We start from the raw sequence: 14,950 nt of genomic DNA, 5'->3' as shown, positions 1-14,950 counted from the left end.
TGACTTCGGAGAGAACCAAGACCCCGGCGGACAACAAATCCAACGCCCTTGACAATACCGCGATCAGAGAACCGCTTAAGAAAAACATCACTGCTTAAACATCATTTTTTAGAATATATCACATGCTTATACATTATTTTTATTTATGTTTTGATTTCGGCATATCTGTCTCAGCCAAACCAGTTCGGTTTGTAGCAATAAAAATGGAGACAGATCATGAAAGTCATCGTTGTGGGAGCCACCGGAACACTTGGCAGCGCAATAACATCAGACCTGAAGAACGACCACGAGGTCGTGGAAGTTGGCTTCTCGGAAGGTGATGTCCAAGTCGATATCACCGATTTCGGGTCGATTAAGGCCATGTATCAGAAAGTTGGCGCTTTCGATGCGCTGGTGTCGGCGACAGGGGCCGTGCATTTTGGCCCTCTGGCAGACATCACACAAGAACAGTGGCAGCTTGACCTGAACAACAAGCTGATGGGACAGGTCAATCTGGTGATGGAAGGAGCCAAGCACATCAACGATGGTGGGTCCTTTACCCTGACCGCTGGCATCATCAGCAGGGACCCGATCCGCTATGGGTCCGCTGCCACCACCGTGTGCAGTGCGCTAGAGGGATTTGCAGCATCGGCGGCGTTGGAATTGCCGCGCGGCATTCGCGTCAATGCAGTCAGTCCAACCATTTTGGAAGAATCCGTCGACCTCTTCGGTTCTGCCTTTGCGGGTTCCGAGCCTGTACCTGCAGCGGTCGCTGCCAAGGCGTTTCGCAAAAGTGTTGAGGGTGCCCGGAGCGGCCAAACTTTCACCGTCCAAGGCCGCACCTAAGCCGCGTTCCTTCAATCGGGTCCTTCAGACCGGAGGACCCGAAACATCCTGGCCGACTGGACGCTGGAAAAATAACAACCAATCCGCCGGCCGCCTCCAAGGAGACCACACAACATGCACGTCATTCCAAAACAATACACGCAGTACGTTTTCTACTTCTTCATGGCACTTTTGATGTCTGGCCTGATGTCGTTGGTCGTCACGACGATCAACATCGGCATCGTCCCAATCCTGATCTCGGCGTGGCTGAGCGCCTGGATTGTCGGTTTTTTGGCTGCTTTGCCTGCCATCATGATTGTTACGCCCGCTGTACGAAGCATCGTCGGTCTTTTTATCGTGGATTGCGAGTGAGGCCAAACTAGCCAAATCTATGCCGGCCGCAACAACTCCTTGAAAAGTCCACGAAGCCAAATATTGCCCGGTTCCCGGTCGGAGCGCTTGTGCCAGAACAAGCTTAGCTTAGGACCCGGAACCGGGATTGGAAGCGGGCGCGACAAAAGTGTGCCGGAGTCGATAAGAGGCCTCACCGTGACAGAGGGCAAAACACAGACAAGCGTGCTTTCCCTCAGAACTTTGGCGGCGCTTGCGAAATTATTTATTGTCATTGCCACACGGCGTTGCAGCCCATGTTCGGCAAGCACCATGTCGGTGTAACCGCGAACATCACCGGATAGAGAAACCAAGAGATGATCCGCCGCAACAAAGCGCTCCAGCGTCAGATTACCTGTTGCAAGTTCATGTTCGGGATTCATCACGCAGACATACTCAAGATCAACCAATAATTCGCTTGTTTTCATTGGAGGCATCAGGTCGTTTGCGCCAATGAGAATATCGACGGATGCGCGATTGAGGACCGTTTCCCCGTTTGAGATTGTGTAAGGCACCGTTTGGATGGACACATTCGGCGCGTCTTGTTCGAGGCGATGGCGAAGGTCTGCCCACACCAAATCTACCATCAGGTCCGTCGCCGCGATCCGAAAGGTTCGGCGCGACGTGGAAGGATCGAACCCTTTGGGATTGATGGCTTCGTCAATCTCTTCCAATGGTTCTTTTACCTTCACCCAGAGATTCTGGGCAAACAGGGTGGGCGCGATGTTTCTTCCATCCTTGATGAAAAGATCATCCTTCCAGATCTCGCGCATCCGCCCAACTGCATTCGAGACTGCCGGTTGAGTGATGTTCAATCTTTCGGCCGCCCGAGTGATCGACCCCTCGGTCATAATAGCATCGAAAATGACAAGAAGGTTTAGGTCCTGACTGCGCAACTGAAAGCCCCGATTTTTGAGACTAGGCTATCAGAATTGCTTACTGAGACCACCGGCAAAACACCAATAATCTTGGCATCTAAGCCGAGAGCAACTTGCGCGATGCCGACATTGGCGCAGCCGCAGCGAAAGCTAACTTCGTCCTGCTACCCTGCCATCTGAGAAGCGCGTGGGAATGTCCGGTTTGCGCGGTTCGCAACCTGCCGCACTTGCAAAAGACCAAAGTGTAGTCAGCGGCGGCTTAGGGTTCTCTGCCGCCATTCTCTGCGACGTGCCCCGACCGGAGGTATGAGCCCAAAGCAGACATGTTAGTCCCGCGTAAGGTTTGTTTTGGTGACCCCCAAAGAGGTGATAGTGCCATCCAACTAGTGGATCAGTTTCAATCCAACGGGAGACCGGTACTGTCGAAATAGCGTCTAAATCTTTGCCTTCGGGCCTCTAACTTTACGTTCAGCCGTTACTTGCAAATTCGTCTTCCGCCTCTCCACCCGGGGTTTGATCTACTTCCTCCGGTTCTCCATCAACATCATCGTCCTCCTGGCCGTCGGCATAAACGCTTCCGTCATCCGAAATGCCAAGTGTGGATTTTACCGATTCTTCATCGGGATTGGAGGCACGGACCGCGCCGAGGACGCGGTCTTGCTGTTCTTCCGCGACGATTTTGTCCTCAGAAAAATCGCCTTTGTAATGTCCCAACAAACTGGCCTCCGCGTCATGCACCGCCTCCGCAGCCGCCAACTGATCGTCCGTCGGTTGCGCTATCGTATTTCCGTCCTCATCTGTTGTTACGTCGTGCGCATCTTTCACCGCTTGTGCGGTTTCCAAATCTTCAGGCGCAATCGTACCGGGAGTGGACGCCTCATCGGCAAGAACCTGTTCAGCTTCCTCCAGCGTCATTGGAGCCGTGTCCAAATAATCATACGCCGCAGCAATTTCCTTCACTTCTTCAGGGCTCAAGTCGTAATCTTCACCCATGACATGATTGAAATTTGCGTCGGCTACGGCAAGGCCAGCGGCCAGGCTCACCGGCCCTGTACCTTTCGCATACTGTCCGTTCGCGATATGCGCGAGTTTTGCATTTACACTGGAGTTAATGGCACCATTCAGTTTGCCGAGGTTACGCGGAGCAAGCGTGCCATCATCAAGGAGTTTTTCTTTTCTGCTTGGTGGTCTCGGGGATTGCGCGACACTCGCTTTACTTGTTCGTGTTGTGGTGGTCCGTGCCTTGTTCCCTTTGAATAGACCTTTGACACCGTTTTGCTTCAGGTTACGGCCCAAGGCCTGAAAGTCTTCCTTCACAGCCCGACCCAAACGACTGGCGCTCTTTGACTTACGACTTTTGCTGGCAGACTTCGTATTTGCCCCGTTCAGCGTTTTGTCGGAACCCCATCCCCTTTTGGCACCTTTTTCACCGTTGTTGCCGCCCTTTCCGCCACCGTTGCCACCTCCATTATCCCCTTTTCCGCCGCCGTTACCTCCACCTTTTCCGTTACCATTTTTTGCGTATGCGTAATCGGAAGCGAGAACGGTCACGACTGGCGCGACTACAAATGTAGAGAGTACGATTGCGGAGACGCTCACTTTAAGGAAGTTCAACACGGTAGAAATCCTTTTCGTTTAGAGAAATACTGGTCAGCGGTGGCGAACGAATGCCATCCTTAAAAATGTTGCTCAAACACGGCCAGAATGAGGCAGCTATTCGACTTTCAGGAGTTGTTATCTTTAATGGAATATTAACAACTTGGCCTTTATTTCCAAAAGAATCACTTGGGAAAATAAAACTGTTAACAATAGCAGTAGTTTTCAATTTTCTGTTTCCAGCAGCGATCAAAAAAAACCGTTAAATTGGAAATAATAGGTGCGTTAACACTCGGTTAATGTGAGGTCTGGAAAATAGCAAATAGTTTATTTTTACGAGTTGACTATGGTTAAGCAAAGCAAAAGGGAGCTATTCCCGCCTTTGAACGACGCCGAGGCCGAAACATTTGGTCCGGAAAAGAATAGCTCCCTAAAACCTACGATAAGAAGGGCTATATTTGCTGCCCCAATATTGTTGTATTTTCTTCTAATGGCCTTTTTCCTAAATAGAGCGTCTGCCGAAAGCTATATATCGATCCCGTGGTAGATGAAGGCTTTTGCCCTGAGATAGACAATGAGGGTCCGCGCTATCAGACGAGACAGCGAAAGATAGTTCTGTTCGTCCACTCCACCTGCTGAGCAATCATTCAATTGGTTCCGGAGCTCTGCGCCGCAGCAAACGGCAGAAATGTCCGCAAGGCAGAAATCGGGCTGAAATTACTGAACGTCCGCTGCGAGCCCGACCTGCTCATTCGACATAGCGCAGCGAAGGTCGGCTTTTTCATGGGGTTGGCCACAAATGCGGCTCGAATCGCGGCCATCATCGCGTCCTGAGGCCCTTGTTCTTGCGCCTTGCTGGATGCCATCACCAGCTTGGAGGCAGGCGTGTTTCTATGTTTGTTTGCATAGTCTACCATCTGCGCGTTGCCCTTGGTGCTGACCGCAGCGCTGCAGAGTGCTCTGCCAGATGGGATGAATGGCCGTTTTCAAGAAGGCAGCCCCATTTTTGAAGCCTCTATATTAACCAGACATTAATGAATCGTTTTTTTTCCATAAAAGATAATCCCTCCAAATGGCCAGTAGGCCGCCGCATTTTTGACATATTCAAATCACAGAGTTTATAGAGATGCTCTCAGTTAAAAAATAAACCTAATTCCAAAGGCTTAGAGGGATTCTGAGTCAATGCCCTAGTAAATGTTTCCGTAATTGCAATACCTGCAATTGCGAGCTTTCCCCTAATAGAAATGAACTTATGGCAGCTTTCCGCCGCTAAAGGAGGTTATAAATGCCTACGAATTTTGTAAAATCAACAAGCTCTAGCGTTTCTCCTGCATTCGGTGTGTGGAAAGGTGCTCGACGTCTTGCCCGCGACGAGGATGGCGCGCTTACTATATTCGCCCTATTTATGTTTGTGGCTATTGTCGCCTTTGTGGGAATTGGTATCGATTTCATGCGCCACGAGAGCGAACGTGCAAATTTGCAGTACACGCTGGATCGGTCTGTTTTGGCTGCGGCGGATCTTGATCAAAAGGCGGATCCAGGATCTATCGTTCGTTCGTACCTAGAAAAGGCGGGCCTTCTGGAAAATCTGACCAATATCAATGTAGTCAACGACACTGGTTATCGAGAGGTGTCGGCGACAGCCCAATCTGAGATACAGACCCAATTCATGCACCTCTCTGGTGTTGATACATTGATCGCACCCGCAGCGAGCACTGCCGAGGAAAGCGTCGGTGCTGCCGAAATCTCAATCGTATTGGACGTTTCGACCTCGATCGACTTGTTTCAATTAAAAAATGCAACGAAAAACATCATCACAAAGATAGGAAAGAAAAACGGGCATTGGAGCAACGAAGTTTCGTTTTCCCTGATTCCGTATTCCAGCCAGGTTAACGCTGGCGCAGATTTGCTGAAATACTACAATGTCGACCGTTTTCATGGCCACTCGCATTGCGTCAACTTTATCGACAATGAATTTAGCAAGCCTGATCTTTCTCTGACCAGAGTGCTGGAGCAAACGGCTCATTTCGACCCTTACACCGAGACAAAAGAGCCGATTCAAAATCCCGTTTGCCCAATCCGCCCTGGATCAGCGATCCTGCCATTCCAAAACAATGAAACAGTGCTTCATGACTATGTCGATGGCTTGACCAAGCTAAGCAACCCAGTGGCAGACGAAGATTCTGGCCTGGACAACGGTGCAAATTGGGGCCTTATTTTACTGGATCCGAGCACACGCCCAGTCATCAATGGTCTGGCCACTCCTGTATCCGCAGATGGTGATGGTATCGTCCCGGAAGCATTCAAATACCGCCCAATGGATTACAATAGTAACGTTCTAAAAGTTCTGATCCTGGTGTCCGACGGGGACAATACCGATCAGCACATGCTCAACCCCTCGATGCGTACTACCTTGTCGGATTTGTGGTACAATGAGGAAGCCGATCGTTTCTCAGTCTTCCAATCAAATGGCACCCCTATGTATTGGTGGCCTCATGATAACAGCTGGCAGGATCACCCTTACGGCAACGGGGACTCACGTTGCACAACCAATGGCAGCAAAACTTCATGCGTTAAAGAAGACGAGCCCGGCAAGTCGGTACAGTTGTCCTACGTTGAGCTGCTGAACCTTGTGTCCTTGGAATACATCGAAAACAATATTTTCACCCAGTCGCCAAGTGCCTATGGGCAGTGGGAAAGCAGCGCGTTCAGCAAGAAAAATGCAGTAGCCAAGGATGCGCGCACCAAGCACGTATGCAAGGCAGCCAAAGATGAAGGCGTGATTGTCTTTAGTGTCAGCGTCAATGCCCCTGCGAACGGTCAAAAGGTGCTGCAAGGCTGCGCAAGCTCTGCCAGTCATTACTATGATGCATCGGCGCCTGACCTTACAGATGCCTTTACTTCAATCGCGTCCTCGGTTCGTATGTTGAGGTTGACACAATGATGCGCCGGATGTTCTCCGCTCTAACTGAGCTTCGCCGCAAGGAAGACGGCAATGTGACTGTCGAGTTTGTTATCATATTCCCTGCCGTGTTTTTCCTGGTTCTTTCGGGATTGGAGCTTGGCTTAGTAACACTGAAACATGCGCAACTGGAGCGGGCTGTCGACATGACCGTTCGCGACATTAGGCTGAACACCGGCATTAACCCACAGCATGACGATATTAAGGCGATTATCTGCAACCGAGCCGGTTTTATCAGCAATTGTGAAAACAGCTTGCGTCTAGAAATGATCCGTCAAGATCCATTTGCGTCCATAACAGTACCGACCATCCCTGACTGCACTGACTTGTCCGACGAGGTGCGCCCTGTGCGGACTTTTCAAAACGGCCTTGAGAACGAGTTGATGGTTCTTCGGGCCTGCGCCAAGATCAATCCCAGGTTCCCGACATCCGCTATGGGCAAGGCAATAGTTAACGAAGAAGGTCAATACGCTTTGACCGCTACAACCGTTTTCGTACAGGAGCCTAAATAGTATGAGGATTAACCGACTTTCGATACACTGTTCAAAACGATTCCTCGGCCGGGAAAACGGCTCGATTTCCGTCGAAGCCGTTCTTGTCATCCCAATCCTCTTTTGGGCGATCATGGCGGGTTATACATTTTTTGACGCTTATAGGCAGAATGCCTCGAACACCAAAGCAGCACATACGATCGGTGACCTAGTTTCTCGAGAAACTCGGGAGATCAATAGCGAATACATTGACTCGATGGTGGAAATGTTCAAATTAATGGTGGCAAATGATACGGATTTGAAAATTCGAATTTCGTTAGTTCTTTACGATGCAGCCAACGACAATCATTCGGTGAACTGGTCTGCAATTCGCGGCGAGTATGTTGAAAAGTTAACGGACGACAATATCGGTCTATATAAAGATCTTCTTCCCCCGATGTCGGATCAGAATACGCTTATTCTGGTTGAAACCTCCAACACGCTTGTCCCGATCTTTAGAGTAGGCTTAGACAATATCGAACTGAAAAACTTCATTTTCACCCGACCGCGCTTCGCAAACAATATTAAAGCGAACGTCTAAGTGCCTGAGCTCGGCAACGAAGGGTCCCCGTAGGTGCCACCAAGGCCCAAGCGTTACTCCCCCAGATCAACAGCGGCGGTTCGATCAAGGCGCAGCGGAATCAACTAAAGAGCCCAAACTGCTGAATGCTGCACTGCACACGATTGTCCGCTGTTATTTGGTCGCCAAAGCGCGTTGCTAGATTTTTCTTCCCATCAAGCTTGCTGATGCTACGAATAAGTTATGACAGATTTTTCGAATGAATTTTTTGGCCAGCCAGAACAGCAGGACCTGCAACGCAGGGCGGACCGTATTTGGACATTGGTCAAGAATGACCCGACTTATTCCTGCCATGGCCGCGCGGTGGGCCTTAGCGCGGAGAACGACATCGATTTGGTGAAGCAAATTGCGATGACTCGACTACAGGGCGTTTGCATGGCCGAAAGAACTCCTGTCGAAGCTGCCGATCGTAGGCGTGAAGGGCTTGAACAGCACGGTCTGAAAACGGATCAGTTCGTTGACTGGCAAGGGAGCGCAGCATCGCTTGAAGCCGCGGCCATGGTTTTGGCGTCGCGCAAGTTACCCGATGATCTCGAACTCGTGCGTGTAGATGCGCAAACACCAGGTGATGACTTGGCCAAATTGGATACGCTCACACAGGCATGCGGAGTCCTGCTTCCGATGGGCGCGTTCATCCGCGGGCTGAGACGCCCGAGCGTGTGTTTGTTGGCACGTGACCGCAAGGGGGAAGTCGTCGCGGCAACAGCAGCCGTTGCGCAGTTTCATCCTGATCACCGGAATGCCGATCAGGCTTGGTGGGGTATGCTAGCGACAGATGAATCGCGGCGGGGCGAGGGGATTGCCCTGATCATGGGCGCAAATTCAATGCTTGCTATGCGTGATCTCCATGGTCTTGGGACTTTTTTCACAGGGATCCGTGAAGGAAACGCGCCTTCTGAAGGTTTGTGCAGAAAATTGGAGATGGCACCAACTAATGACGTGCATCTCATGGCGATAGACCCGGACGTGTTCGCAGCTGGGCGGTTGACCAAATAAGTCGTGTCCTAATTGCGTCTTTGGAGTATGCGACTGCTCCAAACTGTGCGGCACAAGCCGAAATTCCCAGAACTAATTCAAACGGCAGCTTTGTCCGCAACACAGCCATGTGCGAGCGACACTGGCATGGTGTGGTCCCCGAACCTTAGTTCACCTTGGAGGCCGGTCGTGAACACACCGTGGTCACCGCTTTTTTTGATCGTTTGCCAGGGAAAGCAGCAAGAATAAACCGGGCGCAACGGAGACGAGGAAGACCCATCCCGGCCCAGAACGTCCGATTTTGCGCTCTTGCTAACTAAGTGTATTGATCCGTTTTTTTGTGGGATCTTTGTGTTTCGCGCGGCCGCAAGTGGTACAAACCTTAGCTGACCCGAAGCGCAACAGCCCACCAATAGCGCAGACGGTTCGGGTCAGCGGCTCGACACAGAACCTAACCAAATTGTTCCCTTCCTGTTCTTTTATTTATGTGCAACCTTTGAAGGGGTCGCCTTGTGTCAACCAGCGCGCTTCCTCAGCAAACAATACTGCCTTGATGCACATCAGCTTTTGGACGTGCGACCAGACTATTGAGTGAACCAAACGGAGAATAACATGAGCGCTAACGCGGAGAGCGGTCCGAAGGACAATCACGACGTCGTAGATATTGAAGGTGACTATTCGGTCTACCCGCACATGGATGGGATCAAATGCTCGATGCCATGGAAGCTCGGCAGTTATGGCGAACGCGGCGCTCTTTCTGAGGACATGATCGAGAGCTTGGCTGAACGGTTTGACCTGCCAACTAATCTCGTTGGCGAACTCTCTGTGATTCTTGGGAATTGCCTCAACAACGATGAAGACATCGCAATCAACCTGACCGAGGTCCGTCGCTCGCAAGCAATTGAACGAGGTCAAAAGCACCTCAAGCAACTTTTGCGGAAAGCCAAACAGAGTTCCATTAGTCCCCAAGAACTCCGGAACTCATTGGGCTCGCTTTCGACTTATTTCGCGTCGACGCCAGAAGACGCAGACCTTCTTCCCCAAGTGCTCGACAATATTGAGACCGCAACGACACTTACTCAGGACGTGATAGATGACATTCGGCACATCCTTGTGACCCCCGGCGCGGTTGCAGAGATGTCGCCACGCGACAAGCGGTTCTCGCGCGACAAACGCCTTCAGTACAGTCGAGAGCTGCTGCTATATCTGGAAAGATGCCGGTCGCCCTTTGACCTATACGACATACTCAGACGGTCGCCCCGGCGGACAACGGCAAGGTCCGCTCGTCGACTTCATTCAGTCTGTCGTGAGGTTCATCACCGATCCGGGACAAAACCTGAGCGGTGAGACGATCCGAGTGGATATTGACGATTTTCGCGGCAAGCTTGAGCGAGAAGAGAAAGAGCGTTGGGCACCGCCTGAATCGGGCAATCAATACACTTAGAATGAGCAAGCCTGCGTTGTCATGGTCATGGCATGACACGCGTTCCTGCCATACCCCCTTCTGACGACCAAGCGCACCAGCAGGTTGAGACAGCGATTGACCAGTTGGTCCGATTGCTGGCTGCCCAGGCAGTACGGGAACTGGGCCGGAACGCCTCTGCCAAAAAGGAGGCGCATCACGATGCCACGGATCAATGCAATGAAAAAACAAACCCGCCAGCTGCTGACGGTGAAGGACATCGCTGAACTGGACAATTGCTCGGAGAAGACGGTGCGCCGTGCGATTGCAGCAGGCCTGCTCGAGGTTATCTGGGTTGGCCCCGGCGGACGCCTCATCCGCATTGATCCGGCAGCTCATGCCGCCTACCGGCAGGCACATTGCTGGTAGGCACTCGTGACCGTTAATGTCTATTAATATCAATTTGTTAAACACGTTTCGGGAAGAGGGTATCCCCATAAGTTTCTAACTTTCTGTGCTACGCTTTTCCCGAATCGGACCTCCTGTCCACACCAGTCCGCCCGAGACCAGACATGTCCAGAGGAACGCAAACCCGATGACTAAGCAGAGCCCCGTTCCATTGAGATTGGCCTTCGTAAAAGCCGACACACCGATGTTTGCCGACCTTATCGAACAGCTGTACTCCGACACCTCTCTGTCTGACGCGCGCCGCCGCGACTTGATCTCCGGCCTGCGCCGCGTGGCGAAGGCCCTTGCGCTGCCGCCCGAGGACGTTCCCTGCGATAGCCGATGGTTGCAGCCCCGTTTGACCCAGGTCTCACCGGCTGCGCTGGGTCTCACGCCAAAGAGTTGGCAAAACGCGGTCAGCGATGCACGGGCTGCGCTCGCGCATTTCGGGCTGGTGGAACGGCGATACAACCGGATTGAAGATCTGTCTCCCGATTGGCACGCGCTCTGGGTGATTGTATTGGCGTCCGGAGACAAGACATTGCAACCCGCACTCTGCCGCTTCGTGCATTATCTGAACCGGCAAGGCGTCAAACCCGCCACTGTGCGCAAAAAGCATGCTCAAGCCTATCGAGTAGCCCTTGAGCAAAACGAGATCAGCAAATCTCCTGATGTTGCATATCGGGCTGCAGTCAACGGCTGGAACCTGGCGGCCCGACGTATTTCACAATGGCCCAGGGTCACTTTGCCCCTGGAATCTCGTCAGAAGGTCATCGCTTTTTCGGTGACCGCGTTTCCAACGCCATTCCAAACAGCTCTTGCAGAGCTGATGCATCGTCTGTCCAAACCGGACCCGCTGGCAGATGACGGTCAGAACAGAGCACTCCGATCCGCGACCCTGGCCCAATACCAAAGACAGTTGGTTCGGTTTGCCTCCGAACTGGGTCATTCTGGCATCCCAATTTGCCACATTGGCGGATTGGACGTTCTGATCAATCCGGTGACGGCGGAACGAGGTTTGCGCCAGATGTTATCGCGCACCAACAACCTGACCACAAAGATGATCAGCGAGATCGCCGCGCTGCTCCGCAACCTAGCCCGGATACTCAATGCACCCGATGACACCCGGGACGCGCTGTCGGGGCTTGCCGCGCGCCTGGCCGTCAAACCTCAGAATGGCATGACCCAAAAAAACCGAAGCCGGCTGAGGGTGTTGCAGGAGGACCGGCACCAGCAGCGCCTGCTGCTCCTGCCTGAACGGATTTTCGCCCGACCGCGCGGCACGTCCAAACCGTATGGCTGGGCTCTGGCACGCGAAGATGCGCTCGCCATCGCCATCTTGCTGGTCTGCCCAGTTCGCGTGAAGAACCTGGCTGTTTCCCCGGAGAGTTGGTTAACATTCCGTTGACCCCAGCGTTCTGTCGGCACGCATCTCTAAACGGATATTGAAGGAAACGGGGTTGGAGATGAACGCCCACCTGTTTCGCCACTTTGCGGTGATGAACTGGCTCGACGCCAATCCTGGGGGCTATGAGGTTGCCCGCCGGTTGCTCGGACATTCGGAATTCAGCCACACGATCAACATGTATTCCGGTCTTGAAGCACGTTCGGCAACGCGCGCCTTTGCCGACCTGATCGACGCCAAGAAAGGGCGCCGCAGATGAGCCTGGTTCTGCCTCTCGCCAATTGGCCCGCGTCCGACTGGGATATGTGGGACAAGCTTCAGAAGGCGGCCGGACCACTCGACGATTGCGGCGCCCTCGCTCATCTGCGCGCAACCTCATTGAAGACGCTGGAACTTCGCTATGCCCGATGGCTGCAATGGCTGATTACTAGCGATGCGGATGCGATCACGCTGCCTTCGGCGCGACGCGCGACCCTGCCGCGCCTTTCCGCTTGGCTTCAAGACCTCTCACACACCCGACCGATGACCCGGTTGATGTTCATAGATGGCGTATTGCGTGTCCTCTCTGCGGCTGATCCTGTGCACGATTGGACCGGTCAGCGCAGGCTAAAAACAGGATTGAAGCGTACCGCAGGCAACGGTGATCGGGATCGGAAACTAGGCCGGGTACTGTCCAGCGATGTATTGCTTCGGGCAGGTATCTCACTGGCAACGGAACATGCAGAAGTCGCCCGAACATCGTTACGCAGAATGATCTGCCTGCGGGATGGAACAATGATTGCCATGCTAGCCCTGATGCCCATGCGGCGACGTGCCTTCGCCGGGCTTCAGATTGGCCCATCCCTGCAAGTCACACCGGACGCCATGATTGTTGCGCTCACAGGGGATCTGACCAAATCAGGGCATCCCTGGGAAGCTGATGTTCCGCAGAGCGTTGAGCCGCTCTTACGCCGTTATGTCGACGAAGCCCGTCCCTTTTTTATGGAGCGTGGCCAACAGCAACACGATGTCCTGTGGGTTGGCCGGTCTGGTACTCCTTTGAAGAATGATGCGCTGAGCCCCCGGATCGCTGAGCAGACGCTGAAGCTAACGGGTCGCCGTATCCCGCCGCATTTCTTTCGGGATGCTGCCGCGACAACACTGGCCCGATCTTCTCCGGAACACGCCAAGCTAATTCGACCAATTCTTGCGCATACGAGCTTCGGAACAGCCGAGCGCCACTATTTTCACGCCCAGACCATTGAAGCGGGCCGCGACTATGCGACCCTGATCAACCAAAAGAGAAAGGCCCGGCGATGACCCTAGTTGCAATCTATGCCCGTTTCTCAAGCCAAATGCAGCGGGACGCATCAATCGAGGATCAGTTGCGGCTGTGTCGAGAACGTGCAGAGCGTGAAGGCTGGACCATTGTCGACGCCTATTCAGATCGTGCGGTCTCCGGTGCCTCGATGTTGCGCCCCGGCCTGCCAGAGCTGATCAATGCAACTCAGGAAGGACGAGTTGACCTAGTTTTGGCGGAGGCGCTGGACCGGTTGAGCCGTGATCAGGCTGATATCGCAGCGATCTTCAAACGCCTGAGCTTCGCAGGAGTCGGCATCGTTACACTGGCCGAAGGCGAGATCAGTGAGTTGCATGTGGGCCTCAAGGGCACCATGAACCAACGGTTCCTCAAAGACCTGGCCGACAAAACCCGGCGGGGACTGCGTGGGCGGGTCGAACTTGGACGCTCCGGTGGCGGCAATAGCTACGGCTATGACGTCGTCCGGCGTCTCGGCCTGGACGGCCTACCCGTCAGGGGAGAACGACGGATCAACGCGGCGGAAGATGAGGTAATTCGGCGGGTGTTTCGGGAGTTTTCCGACGGGCATTCCCCGAAGGCCATTGCGCGCCGCCTGAATACCGAGGATATTTCCGGTGCCCGAGGCAAACTATGGCGTGACACGGCCATCCGGGGACACCGCACACGCGGAACGGGCCTTCTCAACAATGAGCTTTATATCGGTCGCCTAGTCTGGAACCGGTTGCGCTACATCAAGGACCCGGAGACCGGTAGGCGTGTGTCCCGTCTCAACGATCCCTCCAAATGGATCATCACAGAAGTCCCCGAGATGCGTATTGTCGGTGACAATCTTTGGGAGGCGGTGAAGCAACGGCAAGGCGAGATCGAGGCCGACCCCCGCGTCAAAGCCATCAAGAAGACACGGTTCTGGGATAAGCGGCGCAAGAAACACTTGCTGACAAGTCTTGCATTCTGTGGCACCTGCGGAGGGCCGCTTGCCACAGTCGGACGCGACTACCTCGCCTGCTCTGCCGCCCGCAAGCTCGGCACATGCTCCCATAAGCAATCCATTCGCCGTAACGTTCTGGAAGACGCGGTTCTGGGTTTGCTGCGTCAGCGCCTGATGCAGCCCGATGCTGTGGCCACATTCGTCAAATCTTTCAGCGAAGCCGCCAACGCGGAAACGGGCGCGTTGGAGGCAGCTCGGGCCCGTTTGCAATCCGAAAGGGACAAAGCTGCGCGCAAACTGAATGGGTTTTATGATGCAATCGCAGAGGGCTTTCGTACACCCGGACTTCAAGCCAAGCTCGAAGAACTCGAAGCGCAGATCGCCGATCTTGATGGTAAGCTCTCCGAACCTGCACCGTCACCAGTGCGACTGCACCCGAACCTGACCGAACTCTATCGCTCCAAGGTCGCCGATTTGACACAGGCACTATCCGACCCGGCAATCCGCACAGGGGCATTGGAGATCATTCGGGGCTTGATCGAACGTGTTACGATCCAACATGAACGGGATGGCGTGCAGATCGAGTTGGAAGGTGCACTGGCAGCGATGATTAGCCTAGCCCAGGATGAACAAAGCCGCCTTGCGGCGGCTTGTTCGGTACTTTGTTCGACCCAAGTGGTTGCGGGAGTAGGATTTGAACCTACGACCTTCAGGTTATGAGCCTGACGAGCTACCGGGCTGCTCCATCCCGCG

Annotated in this window: 16 protein-coding genes and 1 tRNA gene; 12 read left to right on the top strand and 5 right to left on the bottom strand. The window is 53.4% G+C overall.

All coding sequences use genetic code 11. The features are described from left to right. Positions 1 to 216 precede the first annotated feature (216 nt). Positions 217 to 825 (top strand): short chain dehydrogenase, encoded by a 609-nt coding sequence (locus AC2FI9_RS22265; protein ID WP_496770858.1) that lies wholly within the window; start codon positions 217 to 219, stop codon positions 823 to 825. A gap of 114 nt (positions 826 to 939) precedes the next feature. Further along, positions 940 to 1,176: a DUF2798 domain-containing protein gene (locus AC2FI9_RS22260; RefSeq protein WP_496770854.1), complete on the top strand. Its 237-nt coding sequence runs from the start codon at positions 940 to 942 to the stop codon at positions 1,174 to 1,176. Between the two features lie 17 nt (positions 1,177 to 1,193). Here AC2FI9_RS22260 and AC2FI9_RS22255 read toward each other — a convergent pair whose 3' ends face one another. The 4 genes from AC2FI9_RS22255 to AC2FI9_RS22240 all read right to left on the bottom strand — a co-directional run bounded on the left by AC2FI9_RS22255 (position 1,194) and on the right by AC2FI9_RS22240 (position 4,585). Beyond that, positions 1,194 to 2,090 carry a LysR family transcriptional regulator gene (locus AC2FI9_RS22255; protein ID WP_496727536.1) on the bottom strand — a complete coding sequence of 299 codons (897 nt, stop codon included), beginning with the start codon at positions 2,088 to 2,090 and terminating at the stop codon, positions 1,194 to 1,196. 450 nt (positions 2,091 to 2,540) lie between these two features. Further along, positions 2,541 to 3,689, bottom strand: coding sequence for a hypothetical protein (locus AC2FI9_RS22250; RefSeq protein WP_496770852.1), 1,149 nt, complete (start codon positions 3,687 to 3,689; stop codon positions 2,541 to 2,543). Continuing rightward, positions 3,673 to 3,897 carry a hypothetical protein gene (locus AC2FI9_RS22245; protein ID WP_496770849.1) on the bottom strand — a complete coding sequence of 75 codons (225 nt, stop codon included), beginning with the start codon at positions 3,895 to 3,897 and terminating at the stop codon, positions 3,673 to 3,675. Before AC2FI9_RS22245 ends, AC2FI9_RS22250 begins: the two co-directional genes overlap by 17 nt. A 418-nt stretch (positions 3,898 to 4,315) precedes the next feature. After that, complete coding sequence (locus AC2FI9_RS22240; RefSeq protein ID WP_496770847.1) at positions 4,316 to 4,585, bottom strand: hypothetical protein; 270 nt, start codon at positions 4,583 to 4,585, stop codon at positions 4,316 to 4,318. Between the two features lie 368 nt (positions 4,586 to 4,953). Here AC2FI9_RS22240 and AC2FI9_RS22235 point away from each other — a divergent pair, with 368 nt between their 5' ends. The 10 genes from AC2FI9_RS22235 (at position 4,954) to AC2FI9_RS22190 (ending at position 14,917) form a co-directional block, all read left to right on the top strand. Further along, positions 4,954 to 6,612: a TadE/TadG family type IV pilus assembly protein gene (locus AC2FI9_RS22235; RefSeq protein ID WP_496770844.1), complete on the top strand. Its 1,659-nt coding sequence runs from the start codon at positions 4,954 to 4,956 to the stop codon at positions 6,610 to 6,612. Positions 6,613 to 6,620: 8 nt separating this feature from the next. Next, positions 6,621 to 7,142: a TadE/TadG family type IV pilus assembly protein gene (locus AC2FI9_RS22230; protein WP_496770843.1), complete on the top strand. Its 522-nt coding sequence runs from the start codon at positions 6,621 to 6,623 to the stop codon at positions 7,140 to 7,142. A gap of 1 nt (position 7,143) precedes the next feature. Continuing rightward, positions 7,144 to 7,701, top strand: coding sequence for a TadE/TadG family type IV pilus assembly protein (locus AC2FI9_RS22225; RefSeq protein ID WP_496723926.1), 558 nt, complete (start codon positions 7,144 to 7,146; stop codon positions 7,699 to 7,701). A 300-nt stretch (positions 7,702 to 8,001) separates the two neighbouring features. Beyond that, the gene (locus AC2FI9_RS22220; RefSeq protein ID WP_496770841.1) at positions 8,002 to 8,736 is read left to right on the top strand and encodes a hypothetical protein; all 735 of its coding nucleotides are present in this window, start codon (positions 8,002 to 8,004) and stop codon (positions 8,734 to 8,736) included. A gap of 591 nt (positions 8,737 to 9,327) precedes the next feature. Next, positions 9,328 to 10,062 carry a hypothetical protein gene (locus AC2FI9_RS22215; protein WP_496770839.1) on the top strand — a complete coding sequence of 245 codons (735 nt, stop codon included), beginning with the start codon at positions 9,328 to 9,330 and terminating at the stop codon, positions 10,060 to 10,062. 277 nt (positions 10,063 to 10,339) lie between these two features. Then, positions 10,340 to 10,546: a helix-turn-helix domain-containing protein gene (locus AC2FI9_RS22210; protein ID WP_496770837.1), complete on the top strand. Its 207-nt coding sequence runs from the start codon at positions 10,340 to 10,342 to the stop codon at positions 10,544 to 10,546. A gap of 166 nt (positions 10,547 to 10,712) precedes the next feature. Next, entirely contained in the window at positions 10,713 to 11,972 is a 1,260-nt protein-coding gene (locus tag AC2FI9_RS22205) for a hypothetical protein (protein WP_496770835.1), read from the top strand. A gap of 58 nt (positions 11,973 to 12,030) precedes the next feature. Continuing rightward, a complete protein-coding gene (locus tag AC2FI9_RS22200) occupies positions 12,031 to 12,228 on the top strand; it encodes a hypothetical protein (protein WP_496770830.1) in 198 nt (65 codons plus the stop codon). Then, on the top strand, positions 12,225 to 13,268 hold the full coding sequence (locus tag AC2FI9_RS22195; protein ID WP_496770829.1) for a tyrosine-type recombinase/integrase: 1,044 nt from the start codon (positions 12,225 to 12,227) through the stop codon (positions 13,266 to 13,268). Before AC2FI9_RS22200 ends, AC2FI9_RS22195 begins: the two co-directional genes overlap by 4 nt. After that, positions 13,265 to 14,917 carry a recombinase family protein gene (locus tag AC2FI9_RS22190; RefSeq protein ID WP_496770860.1) on the top strand — a complete coding sequence of 551 codons (1,653 nt, stop codon included), beginning with the start codon at positions 13,265 to 13,267 and terminating at the stop codon, positions 14,915 to 14,917. The genes AC2FI9_RS22195 and AC2FI9_RS22190 overlap by 4 nt, the downstream gene beginning before the upstream one ends. On the opposite strand, the gene AC2FI9_RS22185 is transcribed toward AC2FI9_RS22190, so the two are convergent. Beyond that, positions 14,874 to 14,950 (bottom strand) — tRNA-Met (locus AC2FI9_RS22185). The two genes, AC2FI9_RS22190 and AC2FI9_RS22185, sit on opposite strands and share 44 nt — an antisense overlap.

The organism is Ruegeria sp. CDSA246 (assembly GCF_059611225.1).
The sequence above is the reverse complement of the archived record's forward strand: the minus strand, read 5'-3'. Positions and strand labels throughout refer to the sequence as shown.